8 protein-coding genes, 3 tRNA genes and 1 pseudogene are annotated in these 14,500 nt (G+C 39.2%); 7 read left to right on the plus strand and 5 right to left on the minus strand.

Features of this window, described 5'->3' with window-relative positions:
• Nucleotides 1-7: 7 nt before the first annotated feature.
• Nucleotides 8-80: transfer RNA gene (locus NMK36_RS10560), tRNA-Met, on the plus strand.
• Nucleotides 81-221: 141 nt separating this feature from the next.
• On the opposite strand, the gene der is transcribed toward NMK36_RS10560, so the two are convergent.
• The gene (gene der / locus NMK36_RS10565) at nucleotides 222-1,586 is read right to left on the minus strand and encodes a ribosome biogenesis GTPase Der (RefSeq protein WP_072722025.1); all 1,365 of its coding nucleotides are present in this window, start codon (nucleotides 1,584-1,586) and stop codon (nucleotides 222-224) included.
• 160 nt (nucleotides 1,587-1,746) lie between these two features.
• On the opposite strand from der, the gene NMK36_RS10570 reads away from it, so the two are divergent.
• Together NMK36_RS10570 and NMK36_RS10575 are read left to right on the plus strand one after the other, a co-directional pair.
• Nucleotides 1,747-2,997, plus strand: coding sequence for a NupC/NupG family nucleoside CNT transporter (locus tag NMK36_RS10570; protein ID WP_254173679.1), 1,251 nt, complete (start codon nucleotides 1,747-1,749; stop codon nucleotides 2,995-2,997).
• Nucleotides 2,998-3,202: 205 nt separating this feature from the next.
• Nucleotides 3,203-4,966: a sensor histidine kinase gene (locus NMK36_RS10575; RefSeq protein ID WP_083580182.1), complete on the plus strand. Its 1,764-nt coding sequence runs from the start codon at nucleotides 3,203-3,205 to the stop codon at nucleotides 4,964-4,966.
• On the opposite strand, the gene NMK36_RS10580 is transcribed toward NMK36_RS10575, so the two are convergent.
• A complete protein-coding gene (locus NMK36_RS10580) occupies nucleotides 4,963-6,912 on the minus strand; it encodes a CHASE2 domain-containing protein (RefSeq protein WP_083580181.1) in 1,950 nt (649 codons plus the stop codon). The two genes, NMK36_RS10575 and NMK36_RS10580, sit on opposite strands and share 4 nt — an antisense overlap.
• Before the next feature lie 289 nt (nucleotides 6,913-7,201).
• Entirely contained in the window at nucleotides 7,202-7,543 is a 342-nt protein-coding gene (locus NMK36_RS10585; protein WP_254173680.1) for a hypothetical protein, read from the minus strand.
• 180 nt (nucleotides 7,544-7,723) lie between these two features.
• Here NMK36_RS10585 and NMK36_RS10590 point away from each other — a divergent pair.
• Together NMK36_RS10590 and NMK36_RS10595 are read left to right on the plus strand one after the other, a co-directional pair.
• Nucleotides 7,724-8,062 (plus strand): annotated as a pseudogene (locus tag NMK36_RS10590) (hypothetical protein); the annotation flags it as partial.
• A gap of 437 nt (nucleotides 8,063-8,499) precedes the next feature.
• Nucleotides 8,500-8,573 (plus strand) — tRNA-Pro (locus NMK36_RS10595).
• Between the two features lie 546 nt (nucleotides 8,574-9,119).
• Here the strand turns inward: NMK36_RS10595 and NMK36_RS10600 are convergent.
• Nucleotides 9,120-9,845 (minus strand): hypothetical protein, encoded by a 726-nt coding sequence (locus NMK36_RS10600; protein ID WP_072722022.1) that lies wholly within the window; start codon nucleotides 9,843-9,845, stop codon nucleotides 9,120-9,122.
• Nucleotides 9,846-9,918: 73 nt separating this feature from the next.
• Between NMK36_RS10600 and NMK36_RS10605 the strand changes: the two genes are divergently transcribed.
• Together NMK36_RS10605 and NMK36_RS10610 are read left to right on the plus strand one after the other, a co-directional pair.
• Nucleotides 9,919-10,470, plus strand: a complete 552-nt coding sequence (locus NMK36_RS10605; protein ID WP_072722020.1) for a GNAT family N-acetyltransferase — start codon at nucleotides 9,919-9,921, stop codon at nucleotides 10,468-10,470.
• Between the two features lie 173 nt (nucleotides 10,471-10,643).
• Nucleotides 10,644-10,717, plus strand: a tRNA-Pro gene (locus NMK36_RS10610).
• Between the two features lie 255 nt (nucleotides 10,718-10,972).
• On the opposite strand, the gene NMK36_RS10615 is transcribed toward NMK36_RS10610, so the two are convergent.
• On the minus strand, nucleotides 10,973-13,894 hold the full coding sequence (locus NMK36_RS10615; protein ID WP_254173681.1) for a PAS domain-containing hybrid sensor histidine kinase/response regulator: 2,922 nt from the start codon (nucleotides 13,892-13,894) through the stop codon (nucleotides 10,973-10,975).
• Nucleotides 13,895-14,500: the final 606 nt, after the last annotated feature.

The raw sequence follows: 14,500 nt of genomic DNA on the forward strand, positions 1-14,500 counted from the left end.
ATTGGAAGCGCCCTTGGCCGATTGGGGAGGCAGCGAACTCATAATTCGCCTTCAGACTGGTTCGATTCCAGTAGGGCGCACTTAAGTTATATCCTGAAATCTCTCACAGTGAACGCAAATTATGAGTTCGCTATGCTTCTTTGATTTTTGATGATACCGTATTGGACAGTGGGTTCAAATTCCATCCCATCCCTCACTCCCCCTACTCCGCCTACTCTTAATTATTTAACGCGGGTAGCTCGGTTAGCGGTATTGCGTTCAACTTCTCTGGCAGATTTGCCACGCCAAATTAATCGAATGGGTGTGCCTTTAAAGCCTAATTGTTTGCGGAATTGGCTGTCAATATAACGACGGTAATTGTCATTAAATCGTTTAGGATCATTGACAAATAAAACCAAAGTTGGGGGTTTACTACTCACTTGGGTTCCATAATAGATTTTCCCTTGTTTCCCTTGACGAGTAACGGGGGGAGAATGCCAACTTACCGCTTCTTCAAGGACTTCATTAATAACCGCCGTTGAGACTCGTCGTTCATGACCTTCAGCAGCCGTATCGACTAAATTGAGAATTTTTTCAACCCGTTGACCGGTTTTGGCACTAATAAAAATTAATTCGGCCCAATCCATAAAATACAGTTTAGCCCGTACCTCTTTTTCATAGTCTAAAATGGTATAGGTATCCTTCTCAACCGCATCCCATTTATTAACAACAATGACACAAGAACGACCTTCTTCTATAATCCGATCTGCTAATTTTTGATCTTGATCTGTAACTTGATCAATGGCATCAATCACTAATAACACCACATCGGCGCGATTAATCGCTTTAAAGGCTCGATTAATTCCAAAAAATTCTGCTCCATATTCGACATTTTTCTTACGCCGAATTCCGGCGGTATCAATTAATCGATAGGTTTTATCATTGCGTTGAATAACGGTATCAATTGCATCTCGTGTTGTACCCGAAATCGGGCTAACAATGGCGCGATTTTCCCCTAAAAACGCATTTAATAAGCTCGATTTTCCCACATTAGGACGACCAATAATGGCGACTTTGATTTCTTTTTCTTCTTCAATTTCATCAATAGCAGGTAAATATTGAATTAACTCATCCAATAATTCTCCGGTTCCTGATCCATGAATCCCTGAAATTGGATAAGGTTCTCCTAATCCTAATTCCCAAAATTGTGCAGCTTGAATAACTCCAGTTGTAGGAGATTCACATTTATTTACGGCTAATAAAGTGGGTACAGATTGTTCGCGCAACCAAGTTGCGATCGCTTCATCGCCTCCCGTTACCCCCATCTGACCATCAACGACAAAAATCGCGGCGCTGGCTTCAGTTAAAGCCGTCAGAGCTTGTTCTCGAATCAGGGGCAAAAATTCCGTATCATCATCAAAGACTAATCCCCCTGTATCGACCACTATAAATTCTCGATCTTGCCAAAAAGCACGTCGATAGGTGCGATCGCGGGTAATTCCGGGTTCATCATGGACAATCGCATCGGGACTTCCTGCTAAACGGTTGACTAGGGTAGATTTCCCGACATTAGGACGACCAATAATAGCAACAATAGGTAAAGACATAAACAGTTACAGTAGTCGTAATTAGGAGTAAGAGTTCAGTTGCTGTTCCCTTACGGGTGCTTCAGTTCACAGTAATTTACAAAGGGTTAATTTTGGATTCTGACTGAAAAATGCACAATACTCTGATTGTACATTAAAAATCTACAAAAATGAGCGAATTATGGAACGTGGGATTTCACTTTTAGGATTATTTGTTTTTATCGGAATTTCCTACCTCTTCTCTGTCAATCGAAAAGCCATTCGCTGGCGTCCGGTATTCTGGGGAATTGCTTTACAGTTAATTTTTGCCGTTCTCATCCTCAAAACCACCCCTGGTTTTGTCGTGTTTGAATTTTTGGGTAATTGTGTAACTCAATTTCTTAATTTTTCTGATCAAGGAGCTAAATTTGTGTTTGGGGAAACCTTTCAAGATCATTTTATTGCTTTCAAAGTTTTGCCAACAATTATTTTCTTTTCGTCTTTTATTTCAATTCTCTATCACTATGGAATTTTACAAAAAGTTGTAGAAACTGTTGCTTGGGTGATGATGGGAACTTTGAAAACATCAGGGTCAGAAACTTTATCTTGTTCAGCTAATATTTTCATCGGACAAACGGAGGCTCCGTTATTAATTAAACCCTATATTTTGACCTTAACAAACTCTGAACTTCATGCGGTAATGACGGGGGGATTTGCCACGATTGCAGGGGGAGTTATGGCGGCGTATATTTCCTTTGGAATTCCCGCCCAACATATTTTAGCGGCATCTGTAATGTCGGCTCCCGCAGCTTTAGCAATTTCTAAACTATTTTATCCTGAAACAGAAACTTCTCTGACCAAAGGAACCGTTAAAATTGAGGTTAAACCTACCTCTGCTAATGGAATTGATGCGGCAGCAACGGGAGCCAGCGATGGTATGAGGTTAGCCTTAAATGTGGCAGCGATGTTAATTGCATTTCTAGGATTATTAGCATTAATTAATGGGATTTTACAAGGGTTTGGAAGTTTTTTCAGTTTACCTAATTTATCCTTAGAAGGGATATTGTCTTATTTATTTGCTCCTGTTGCATGGTTAATGGGAGTTCCTTTGTCAGATTGTTTGCAAGTTGGAATTTTATTAGGAAAAAAGACAATTTTAAATGAGTTTATTGCTTATTTAGATTTAAAAGTTTTGATTGAAAATGGAGTAAAAGTTGCTCAAGGAAAAATTTCTGCTAATGCCGTTCCCACGATTTCTGAACGAGCAATTATTATCTCAACCTATGCCTTATGTGGGTTTTCTAATATTGGTTCTATTGCGATACAAATTGGAGGAATTTCTGCGATCGCTCCTGAACGACAAGCGGATGTTGCTCGATTAGGATTGAGAGCCATGATAGCAGGTTCCATTGCCTGTTTTATGACCGCTTGTATTGCGGGATTACTCGTGTAATAGGCAATAGTAACTAGGCAGTTATTAATGAGTCCTGTCAATCGTGAATCGATCTGATTAACAAGCATCAATCTCAGCCATAAAAAGGCACAATTTCTCTATTAAAAAAAAATCAAAAACTCGCAATACTATTTTACATTTACTGAGTCTATTCAGGACTACAATATAAATAAATAGTAAAGAATGCTTCAATCTGACTAAACTCATGAGTTATTTATCGAGTTTTATATCTTTTTACAAAATAATGGTTTGGGCGGGTTTATTATTCTTGCCTTCCCTCGGTATTTTAGGATTATCAGTGATTGCTAACCCGACTGTCAAATATATTTTATTTCCTTTTCATGAAGTTGCAATTACGATTGCTTGTTTAATATCAACTTTAGTTGGAATTGTGGCTTATCGGTGCTATCAAAAACAAGGAGTAGCCACCCTGAAATATTGGTCATTTGCATTTTTAGGATTTGCAATAATTTATTTGTGGCATGGTATGCTCACCCGAACTTCTACCGTCAACCCGATTATATTTCTGATTTTTGGCCCGACATCTCGAATTATTTTAGCGGGTTATTTACTCTGGGGAATGACTCAAATTCATGCTCCTCCTGACCCGGTAGCACTTCGTTTTAAAGCGTCCCAATGGCAACCTCATCTCATGGTGATCGTTGCTCTCAATATTATTTTATTAAGTATCGTTTTTTCTCCTCTGTCTATTCCGGTTATTTATATTAAACTTTTAGAACGAATTTCTTTAGCAATACTTCTGTTTGTTTTCATCCGAATGTTGCCTTTAATTCCCATTCGTTCCCCCTTACTCTTATCCCACTTTTTTGCCCTCAGTTTCTTTATTCAAGCATCTTTAGCTTTTCTCTTCAGTTTACCTTGGAATGCGATGTGGTGGTATGCTCATCTGTGTTCGGGTGTAGGGTTTTTAATTTTAGGTTATGGCATTGTTCGTGCTTATGAAACTACAGAAACCTTTGCTAACATTTATGACTTAAAAGAATTACAGGATAAATTAATTAAAAGTGAAGCAGAAAAAACAGAATTATCCCTAATTATTGAAGAAAAAGAAAAAGCAGAGCAAGGATTAAAAAATGCCTTAGAAGATTTACAAAAAACACAAATTCAACTGGTACAAAGTGAAAAAATGTCTGCTTTAGGAGCTTTAGTGGCAGGGGTTGCCCATGAGATTAATAATCCGGTCAGTTTTATTAGTAGTAATCTTGTTCATTGTGAAATGTATATTAATGATTTAATGACTCATCTTAAAATTTATGAACACTATGATTTTTCCTCCTATTCTGAAATAGAACAGCATAAAGAAGATATTGAATTAAACTATCTGATTGAAGATTGTCCCCGATTAATTGCTTCAATGAAAGAAGGAACAAATCGCCTAATTGAAATTAGTAAAAGCTTGAGAACATTTTCTCGTTCAGATCACCAATGTAAAGTTGCTTTTGATATTCATGATGGTATTGATAGCACACTTATGATTCTGCGGCATCGTTTGAAAACTAATGAAAATCATCAAGAAATTAAAGTCATTAAAGAATATGGAAATTTGCCTCAAATTCTTTGTTATCCTGGACAATTGAATCAAGTGTTTATGAATTTAATTTCTAATGCCATTGATGTATTAAATGAACTGAGTTCGGAACAGCAATCTCCCATTTCTCTTCAAAAATACCCAGAAATTTTAATCAAAACTGAAGCCAGACCCCAACAACAAAAAGTCATGATTATGGTTGAAGATAATGGCAATGGTATGAGTCCTGATGTAATGCACCAAATTTTTGATCATTTATTTACGACAAAACCCGTCGGTCAAGGAACAGGTTTAGGGTTATCGATTTCTCGTCAAATTATTGAAGAAAAACATCAAGGTAAAATTTATTGTTCGTCGGTGGTAGGGGAAGGGACTTGTTTTACCGTTGAACTTCCCATTACCAGTTCTTTAAAGGTTTAATTTTTTGGAGGATATTGAGATGCTTTTTTGTAGCCAATCACTCGATAAATATCCACCATTTCTTGTTTTCCTTTAAGGGGCATTAGCCCCCAGGATTCCACTTCAAAACTCTCGTCAATATATTGTAAGGTTTGGGACGCAATTAAAATCCGACAAAGACTGGATTGTCGATCTTTTTGGCAACTTTCTAAACGAGAAGCAATATTAACACTATCTCCTAATAAACCATATTCTAAGCGTTCTTTTCCTCCCAAACTTCCAGCCACAATCGGGCCTGTAAAAATCCCAATCCGCATGGCAATTTCCGGGAAATTTCGGCTTTTCCAATCTTGATTTAACTCTTTTAAACGGTCTTCAATTTCTAATGCACAGGCGACTGCTTCATAAGCATCCTGAGCAATCGCAGCTTCGCTTCTCCGAGCTACGGGAACCCCAAAGGCTGCCATAATTCCATCCCCAGTAAACTTATTAATAATCCCATGATGTGCTTGTACACATTGGGTTAAAACCGATAAATATTCGTTTAACCATTCCATTAAGGTTTCGGGGGGCATTTGTTCAGAAACCGTACTAAAATTTTTAATATCACTAAACAGAATAGTCGCAATTAATTTTTCACCAGGTAACTTGCCATCGGCTAATAAACGATCCCGACTATTCCATAACGCATTAGCCACTTCCGGCGAGGTATTTTGTCCTAATAATCTCATCACAATTTGTTGTTGACGTTGGGCTTGAAAGGCTCGATAACCGATAACGGTTGCACTGGTAAAAAGAAACGCTAAAGCGGGAGTGGTAGTTGGAACCCAACGCTGATGAAGGAACAAGAAAAAACTTAACCCACATAAAACAGTGATTAAACCGGGATTTCCTAATGTAATAATCCAGGCATTACGACTTGACCAAGATAAAGTTGCCCCAATTAATCCCCAACTACAAATCCACAACAATTCCCCCCAAGATGACCAAAAAATAAATAAGGGTCGCTCCCCTAAAACCGCATCTAAAATTTGGCTGACCATTTGAGCATGGACGAGAACTCCCGGCATTTTGAGGGCTTTTTCTTCCGCCGGACTAAAGGGGGTAACAAATAAATCTTTACCACTGGGAGCCACTGTCCCAATTAACACAATTTTATCTTTAATCGCATTTTTGGGCAGTGTTCCGTATAAAAATTTAGTGAGACTAATTAGTTTTGCGCCATCATTGGCAGAACGATAATTTAAGAGAATTTGATATCCTTGATCATCAATGGTTTGATAGCCACCGGAATCATGAGATAAAGGAAAAAATTCCGCTTTTCCCCATTGAATGACATTCGGATTCTGGGGGTTGTTAGCGGGTGTAATGTTTTGAGCTAATAAATAGTGCAGAGCTAATCTTAAGGAAAAAGAATAAAGCGTTGTATCGGAGGTATTGGCAAACATTAAATTCCGACGAATTACATTATCGGGATCAAGTAATAAATCATTAAAACCAACTTGTTCAGGAGGAATATTTGGGGGTGCAGGGGTTCCCTTTGCTTCACTATAACCTAAACTATTAATGGCTATAATATTATCAGAGGTTTTAAATTGTTGGCGAAGTTGCTCATGTCCGGGTTCATAGCGAATATCACGATACAAATCTAAACCAATAACTTTCGGTTGATATTGTAATAATTTTTCTAATAATCGAGCAATGACTTCATCGGAAAGGGGCCAACGGTTAAAGGCTTGAATATCTTCTTCAGTAATGCCAATGACCACTAATCGGGGGTCAGCCATTAAAGTCGGGCGTAATCGTACCATTTGGTCATAGGCAACTAATTCTAACGGTTGTAGCCAACCTAAATAATAAATTCCTAAAACTAAAGACAACGCAAGAATTGTGGCTACGACGACAGCAAAGATCGCCGATAGATCAAGCCACTTATTGTTAAATTTATTAATCCCTAGAATACTCACAGTGGCTCTCGATTATTCGCCTAATTTTAACTAGAATAACATAAAAAATTAGATTCCGAAATAGTAGAAAAGGCAAAACAAGAGAGTTCAAGAATTAGCGAACGAACCGCATTGCTCAGGGTTCGATAGTCTTATGACCTGATCACTAATGTGATCAGAACCGTTATATTGTTCGGTTTCTAATCCTGTACTGTGCCAATATTAACCTAATTCAATCATTTTAGACGTTTTTCTGTGTGGATATTAAAAACCCCCTGGTGGAATCCAGAGGGTGTTGGTTTATTATTGATTATTTAACAATCTCTTTAAGGAGGGCATCGAATAGCATTTCAGCTACTTTGGATATTAAAGAAGCCCTAGCCTTGCTCCGGTGTTTGCCCTTTGAGATTTTTAGTTCCAGGTATCCCCGCAGCTTTTGACCGAGTTCAGTTCCAAGGAACGGTGAGCGGTTTCGTTCAATGACTCGCAGTGACCATAGGAATAGTTGCTCCCGACAAAGTGCTGAACCTGCCCACCGGAATTTTTTCTGGTCGCCGGAATCCTCTTCCTTGAAAACTTTACGGTAGCTGTCGAATTCCGGTTGCAGCAGGATGCTTTCTAATTCAATCTCAAGTTTCTTGGCAGCATCCATATAATGACAAAAATGATTTGGAAGTCTTGCTCAACCTCCCGAATATTACGGTGTTCAGTTGCCAAGAAAAAGAAGGTTTTGTTATTCTTAAGTTAGAACTATTAAAGGAATTACACCATTCGTTATGAAGAAGGAAGTGAGAGGAAAAACCGAGGAAAATTAATAGCAGATGCAACTTGCAGAATCGTCAGTTTAAGCCAACCCCATATTCGTCCAATTGTCCGAGGAAAAGCCGGAACGTCAGTAGAATTTAGAGCCAAATTGTCGGCGAGTTGTCTGGATGAATATGTATTTCTTGACCGGATTAGTTGGGATAATTTTAACGAATCCTGTGATTTAAAAACACAAATAGAGAATCGGATTATGAATAAACTAGCTCATACTTCCGAAACGGCAATTGCTATTACTTTTCTAGTTATGAATCTCTCTGTGATTCTTAGACGGATTTTTAGGCCAATTTTTTTGTTCAATTACTTTTTTCGAGTTATTGATTACCAGAATTTATCTGTTAACTCCTGATCTCAAAAAAAACTTATTTACCCTTCTGACTCCATTTGCTAGTTAATCATTCTTTTGCTTTTCTGTTACTTTTTCAGCAAGCCCTACTTATCACCCTAAGTATAGGAGAGCCATAATAAACCTAATAGAGGGTCAAAATATCAAAAAAGTATCAAGCGTTACATTTTTGTTGAATTGATAAGTTTGTTTATGCTGTACTACATTACTGGTGGCAATCGCTCTCCTGGTAAAGCTGTACTCTTGAGTGCTGATAAGTATCTAAACCCTATTCATCTGCGTTTTACTGTTTGTTAAAAACATAATACAAATGTAATCTTTGTTAGGATGATCGCTGTTTTGTTATAACCACGAATCTCTTTCAGGGATTTAAACTTGTCTGGGGAATCGTAACTGATATTTTATGTGTTATACTACCTAATCATGTCTTGTTAAGACACCGGGATGTAGCGCAGCTTGGTAGCGCACCTCGTTCGGGACGAGGGGGTCGCAGGTTCAAATCCTGTCATCCCGATTTGACGACAAACCTATAAACCCTTCAGTGTAAAGCAATTGCGCTACCACTGTATTAATAGCCCTTGCTTGTATCCAGTTAGTTACTCTTCAAGGATACAAGATAGATACAAGTTTGACAGTAACCCTTCACATCACCTTTACCCTTACTGGGGCTATCAACTTTCAGATTTACTTCCCTGAGTATGTACAATAATCTGTTTCCTTGTGGGTTACTTTCTCAATACAGTTATTGAGGTAAGGATGACCCCTGTAACAACCGTTGAACGATTAAGTTAACTCGCTAAGATTAAGTTATTATTTATCATTGTAACACTCATTCATTAAGGGTTTAAACAAATACTAGGATTCTTTAAAGGTGATGATTTTAACGGGGGTAATATCGCACCCGTAGACGGTAAGCACTCAAATTTAGATGCTAACTCTGTTCACTCAAAATCTGCTCAAAACGCTATTACTCCAGATAAGCTATAACCCTTATTCTGCAAGCTTTTTAGCTCCCTTGTCGCCCCCTGAAGATTCTACGACTGTAGATCCCATATTGTCTTTAAAATCGTTCTCCCATTAACCGTTGTCGCATTCCTTCGGCGATTTTTTGGCCAAGATATTCAGGAATTAGACTTTCATTCGGCCCTAAGAGATATAAAATTAATCGGGTTCGTCCCCGCCAAACTAATAAATTTGCATTCACAACTAATAAATCTTCTTGCCAAATGGCATACATGACTTTATAAAAGAGTCCAGGTTGGTTGTCGGCTTCAATCAATAACGCTGGGAGGTGAAACACGGGGTCAACATAAAACTCCGTTGCGACATCTTCTAAACCTGCATCCAGGTTAAATTCTACCGCTAACATTTCTTCCACCTCGAAATGTCCAGCCAAAGCTTCTCGAACAGCCCGACAAACGTTTTCTGAGGTTTTATCGCTGAGAGCTTTACCCCCACGAGATAGCACCAATTTAATAAATACCAACATGGGTGGGTAAATTTGGCCATATAAACTTAGACTGTGAATCGTTAGGCCATAAGCAGCCAAGACCCCGAAAATATCACTCAGTAAAAACGACTGATTCCGATAGGCAAAATGCAGGGCACTTTTATTGCCATCGGGCTGAATTTCAATTACCGCTTGTTTCGTTTTATAAACTTGATAAGCGAGTTTCAAGTTTTGCAGTTGAATTTCACTACTGACAAATTGCTCATAAAACTGTGGAAACGCCCTGTTGAAGCGTTTTAGGAGTTCCAAAGTTGAAGGTTTTAAGCCAGGAGCCATAATTGAGGTGAAGGTACGGGAGATATACTATCTAGTACAGTCATTCATCATCTATTACCATAACCACGCCTGCATGGGTTTTTGGAAAAATTTGTTTAGCAGTTCGGATTCCTCTTCCTCATTCTCCCAGATAGCGGAGTATGAGGCATACGAGGTTGGAGGCGAGGAGTCAGTATTTCTCAACTCTCGCCCATCATCGAGTAATAATGGTCGCATTTTTTTTAGCACCGATCGGGACATTGATTTATATGAATTGGAAGAACTTTGCAGTGCAGTCGGTTGGTCTCGGCGGCCCCTGCGTAAAGTAAAAAAAGCCATTCAGTATAGTTTCCTTGTCGTTTCCATGTGGCAAATTCGGGGCAACCAGCGACGGCTGATTGGTTTTGCTAGAGCTACATCCGATCATGCGTTTAATGCAACTCTCTGGGATGTGGTCGTTCACCCAGATTTCCAAAGTAAAGGTCTGGGTAAAGCCTTGATGAAATTTATCATCAAAAAACTCCGTAGCGATGATATCAGCAACATTACTCTATTTGCTGACCCTCATGTTGTGGATTTTTACCGAAATTTGGGTTTTATATCCGATCCAGAGGGGATTAAAGGAATGTTCTGGTATCCAGATTAGGCTGAGGGTTTTGGGTGCGAGGTGTTGGCTATTGACTGTTGAGTGTTGACTGTTAATGGACAACCGATAACCGACAACGGACAACAAATATCCAACACCTCACTTCTTCTAATCAATTTTGCAATTTTTAATCCCATCCGTGCAAATTTAGGTTATACTAGGAAAAGATTTAACGGGATGTAGCGCAGCTTGGTAGCGCGCCTGCTTTGGGAGCAGGATGCCGCAGGTTCAAATCCTGTCATCCCGATTCGACCACGACACCTTTAATCAAAGCAGTTACACCACCAAGCTGCGCTACATCCCCTTGCTTGTATCTAGTGTTTCTACCTTAAGGATACAAGATAGAAACAAGATAGGCAATGTTTAGGTTTCTCTGGGGTAGAGTCTCAAGATCGGGTTTGATTTCCTATATTATTATAGGAAATTATATAAAAATTTTATTACTTTAATTTTTTTTATAATTTTAAATCCCTAAAATCTTTATCACATCAATTCACAATTGTCAAATCCCATCAATCTTATTCTGGGGTACAATCCCTTTAGACTCCCTAGATTTGAGTTTTGTCTGTTTTAATAATTTGGCGATCGCTTCAACCAATTTATCCGGTTCAACGGGTTTAGATAAGTGCATTTGAAATCCAGCCGTCAAAGCTTTTTTCTGATTGGTTTCTCCCGCATAAGCGGTTAAGGCGATCGCGGGAATTTTCCCCCCTTTTTCTAAAGGTTTGCTTCTAATTTCACTCATCAACATATAGCCATTCACGTCTGGCATTCCAATATCACAAATCATCATATCAGGTAAGGATTCATTTAATAACAATAAAGCCTCTTGAGCCGAAGTCGCTAACTGCACAGAAGCCCCCGCTTCTTCCAAGAAAAATGCGACTAATTCTCGCATATCTGCTTCATCATCAATAGCCAGAATTTTAATCCCGGTTAAATCAATAACATCTAAGATTAATTCCCCATCAAAATCCGTCTCCTCCTCATCCATCATTAAGGGAAATCTCACCGTAAACGTAGCCCCCTGTCCGTCCCCTGGACTTTCAGCCCAAACCATTCCCCCATGTAATTCTGTTAAATACCGAACAATCGCTAACCCCAATCCCAAACCCCCAAATTGCCGAGTGGTAGTGCTATCTGCTTGCCGAAAATACTCAAAAACGTGGGGTAGAAAATCCGGTGTAATTCCTTGACCCGTATCCTGAACTCTGACTTGACCCTGGTTATTCACCGTTTCTAAATAGATATCAACCCGACCCCCCGGATCAGTGAATTTAACCGCATTAGAAACCAGATTCCAAATAATTTGTTGTAAACGACCTAAATCCCCTAAAACTGGGCGTACATTCGGTTCTAGGTGTGTATAAAGCCCAATTTCCTTCGCATCGGCGGCTAATTGTACCGTCTCTAATGCCGCATGAATCGCATTGTCCAAATGTACCGGAAATGTACTTAACGCTAACTTTCCCCGTAAAATCCGAGACACATCTAACAAATCCTCAATCAGTTGCGCCTGTAACTTAGCATTGCGTTCAATAATTTCTAAAGCACGATGGGTTGTTTCCTCATTAATCTTACCCGTCCGCAATAAACTCGCCCATCCTAAAATGGGATTCAACGGCGATCGCAACTCATGGGACAAAACCGCCAAAAACTCATCCTTAATCCGATTTGCGGCCTCTGCTTCTTCCCGCACTGTCCGTTCTCGCTTCAGAAGTTCTTCCCGTTCAATTTCAGTTTGTTTGAGTTCGCTCAAATCCAAGACAAAACAAAGCCAAGTCAGGGGATTTTCTTCTAATAAAGTTGCCCCGATTAAAATGGGAACCCGACTTCCCGACGAGTGAATATATTCCTTTTCAAAGGGAGGACATTTTCCGGTATTGCGAAGTTCTTCTAACCCTTGTTCATCCACATCAAGATATTCAGGTGGTGTTAAATTGAGCCAACTAATTTCACCCGCTATTAATTGTTCACGGGTATAACCCACCATCTGTAAAAATACATCATTGGCTTCCACAATCTTATCTAAATTGCAAACAATCACCCCAATAATATTGGCATCAACTAAACGCTTAAACTTAGCTTCACTGACTCGCAAAGCATCTTCCAGGCGTTTGCGTTCGGTAATATCAAAGGACATTCCCCCCAGCAAACGACGACCCGCAGCATCGGTGATGGGAAATTTAAACGACATCCCATAGAACTCAACCCCATTACGGGTGATACATTCCAAGAATTCCGCCGCTTGAGCGGAACTCAGAACGGCTTGATCATGTTGTTGAAACTGGGATGCTATTTCTGGGAATAACTCAAAATCCGTCTTACCAATAATATTCTCTAGGGAACTATCGACTAATTGGGTCGCCACCCAATTCGCATAAATATAACGACCTTGTTCATCCTTGTTGATATAAGCGATGGCTGGAATATGTCGCATGAACCCTTCAAACAAAATTTGGCTTTCTTTTAAGGCTTGTTCAACCCGTTTCCCTTGGGTAATATTCTGAAAAATAGCAACGGCGGCGACAATATCTCCTTGTTGATCTCGAATGGGAGCAGAATTTACGGAAATAAAGACTTGATTTCCATCAGTCCGTTCTAAGCAAATTTCCTCGGCGGTGACAATTTCTCCCGTTGAAAGCGATCGCATTAAGGGCCATTCATCCGGTGCGTACCGCTGACCATTCGCCCGAAAACCCTCGAAATCTACAATTTGATCATATTCTTCAAGTTTGGATTCTGTCTCGTAGGAATAGCCAATAATTTGACTCACCTGTTTATTCGCTAAAATCAGTTGACCGGATTTTCCATCGGCTAGTAATACCCCCGCAGGCATTTGTTGTAATACGGCTTCGAGTCGGGCACGTTCGGTTTCTAATTGTTGTAAAAGGTCTTTTCGTTGTGTATCTTCCTGAGAAGGGGTATTAACAAGTTCTAAAGTCGTTTCTGTTACTGTTGTAAAAATACCACCAATACTTCCCATTTCCGTCCAAATTGGACTAGAATTGAAGGAGAAATAACAGGTTTTAACATTCCCATCTCGTTCAATTTGTAGCGGTTGGTTGAGGATTTTGGCAGTTTCTCCGGTTGTGAATACGGTCTGAAGACAGGGGTAAATATAGTTCCACAATTCCCCCTCAACTTCAGAAGCTGGTTGTCCTAAACTTAGTTTCGGATCGAGAATTTTCCATAATAAACAATAGGCATCGTTATACAGTTGAATAAAGTTTTCACCCCAAAACACAATCATGGGTAAAGGAGATGTCAAACTAATATTCAGGGCTGTGCGTAAACTCTGTGGCCAAGTCGAGATACTGCCCAGAGAGGTTACATTCCAATCAATAGCAGATAAGAGCTTACCGATTTCACCACCTTTGGCCAAGATATCTTCAAATTGAGATATCTTTCCCCCTTGATTCACGATTGTTACTCCTGTAGTTTTGGGTTTCCGATGTTAGGTGTTAGGTTTGGCGCTTTGATTCGGGTTGCAGTGGTAGGGGCGCGTTGATTAAGGTGTCGTTGGTTCAGCAGGGACTCATAGAACTTGCCTGTATCAGTTAAAAGTTAAATAATTAATATATCACAATTTGTCTATTATATTATTAACTTTTTTTGTAGTGCGGTTTACAATCAAACCGTAATTAAGCTTAAAACATTGCTGTTTATTTTTGTTTTCTGAGATCGATATACCGGGGATAAATCGGGTCTTGAAAATAAACATTATCCCCATCAATTATGATATAGCAATCCTATTTGATTTGTATCCAAAATTTCTGCTCAAAAGGGAACAGCTTAACTGGGAACAGCTTAACTGGGATAATACTTCTGACTGCTTCATATCAGTTGTAAATTATCACAACCTATTTGGGATTTCTATTCGGAAAATAAGATGGAAATTGATTATGGTTGTGCGTATCGGGCTAAATACTTAAGAATTTGTAACTCTACATCCATTGGTAGATGACACCGAAAGAATAATCAAGCATCTAGTCATGCTACCCCATGATCTACCCCAAAATTTTTCGCT

Origin of the sequence: Planktothrix pseudagardhii, assembly GCF_904830925.1 — a bacterium.
In the GTDB taxonomy this organism is placed as follows: Bacteria; Cyanobacteriota; Cyanobacteriia; order Cyanobacteriales; family Microcoleaceae; genus Planktothrix; species Planktothrix tepida.

Bases quoted from the DNA above. Each gene is read 5' to 3' on its own strand.
- NMK36_RS10600 (WP_072722022.1), bottom strand. From the start codon at position 9,845: ATGGCTCCTGGCTTAAAACCTTCAACTTTGGAACTCCTAAAACGCTTC.
- der (WP_072722025.1), bottom strand. From the start codon at position 1,586: ATGTCTTTACCTATTGTTGCTATTATTGGTCGTCCTAATGTCGGGAAA.
- NMK36_RS10575 (WP_083580182.1), top strand. From the start codon at position 3,203: ATGAGTTATTTATCGAGTTTTATATCTTTTTACAAAATAATGGTTTGG.
- NMK36_RS10585 (WP_254173680.1), bottom strand. From the start codon at position 7,543: ATGGATGCTGCCAAGAAACTTGAGATTGAATTAGAAAGCATCCTGCTG.
- NMK36_RS10605 (WP_072722020.1), top strand. From the start codon at position 9,919: ATGGGTTTTTGGAAAAATTTGTTTAGCAGTTCGGATTCCTCTTCCTCA.
- NMK36_RS10570 (WP_254173679.1), top strand. From the start codon at position 1,747: ATGGAACGTGGGATTTCACTTTTAGGATTATTTGTTTTTATCGGAATT.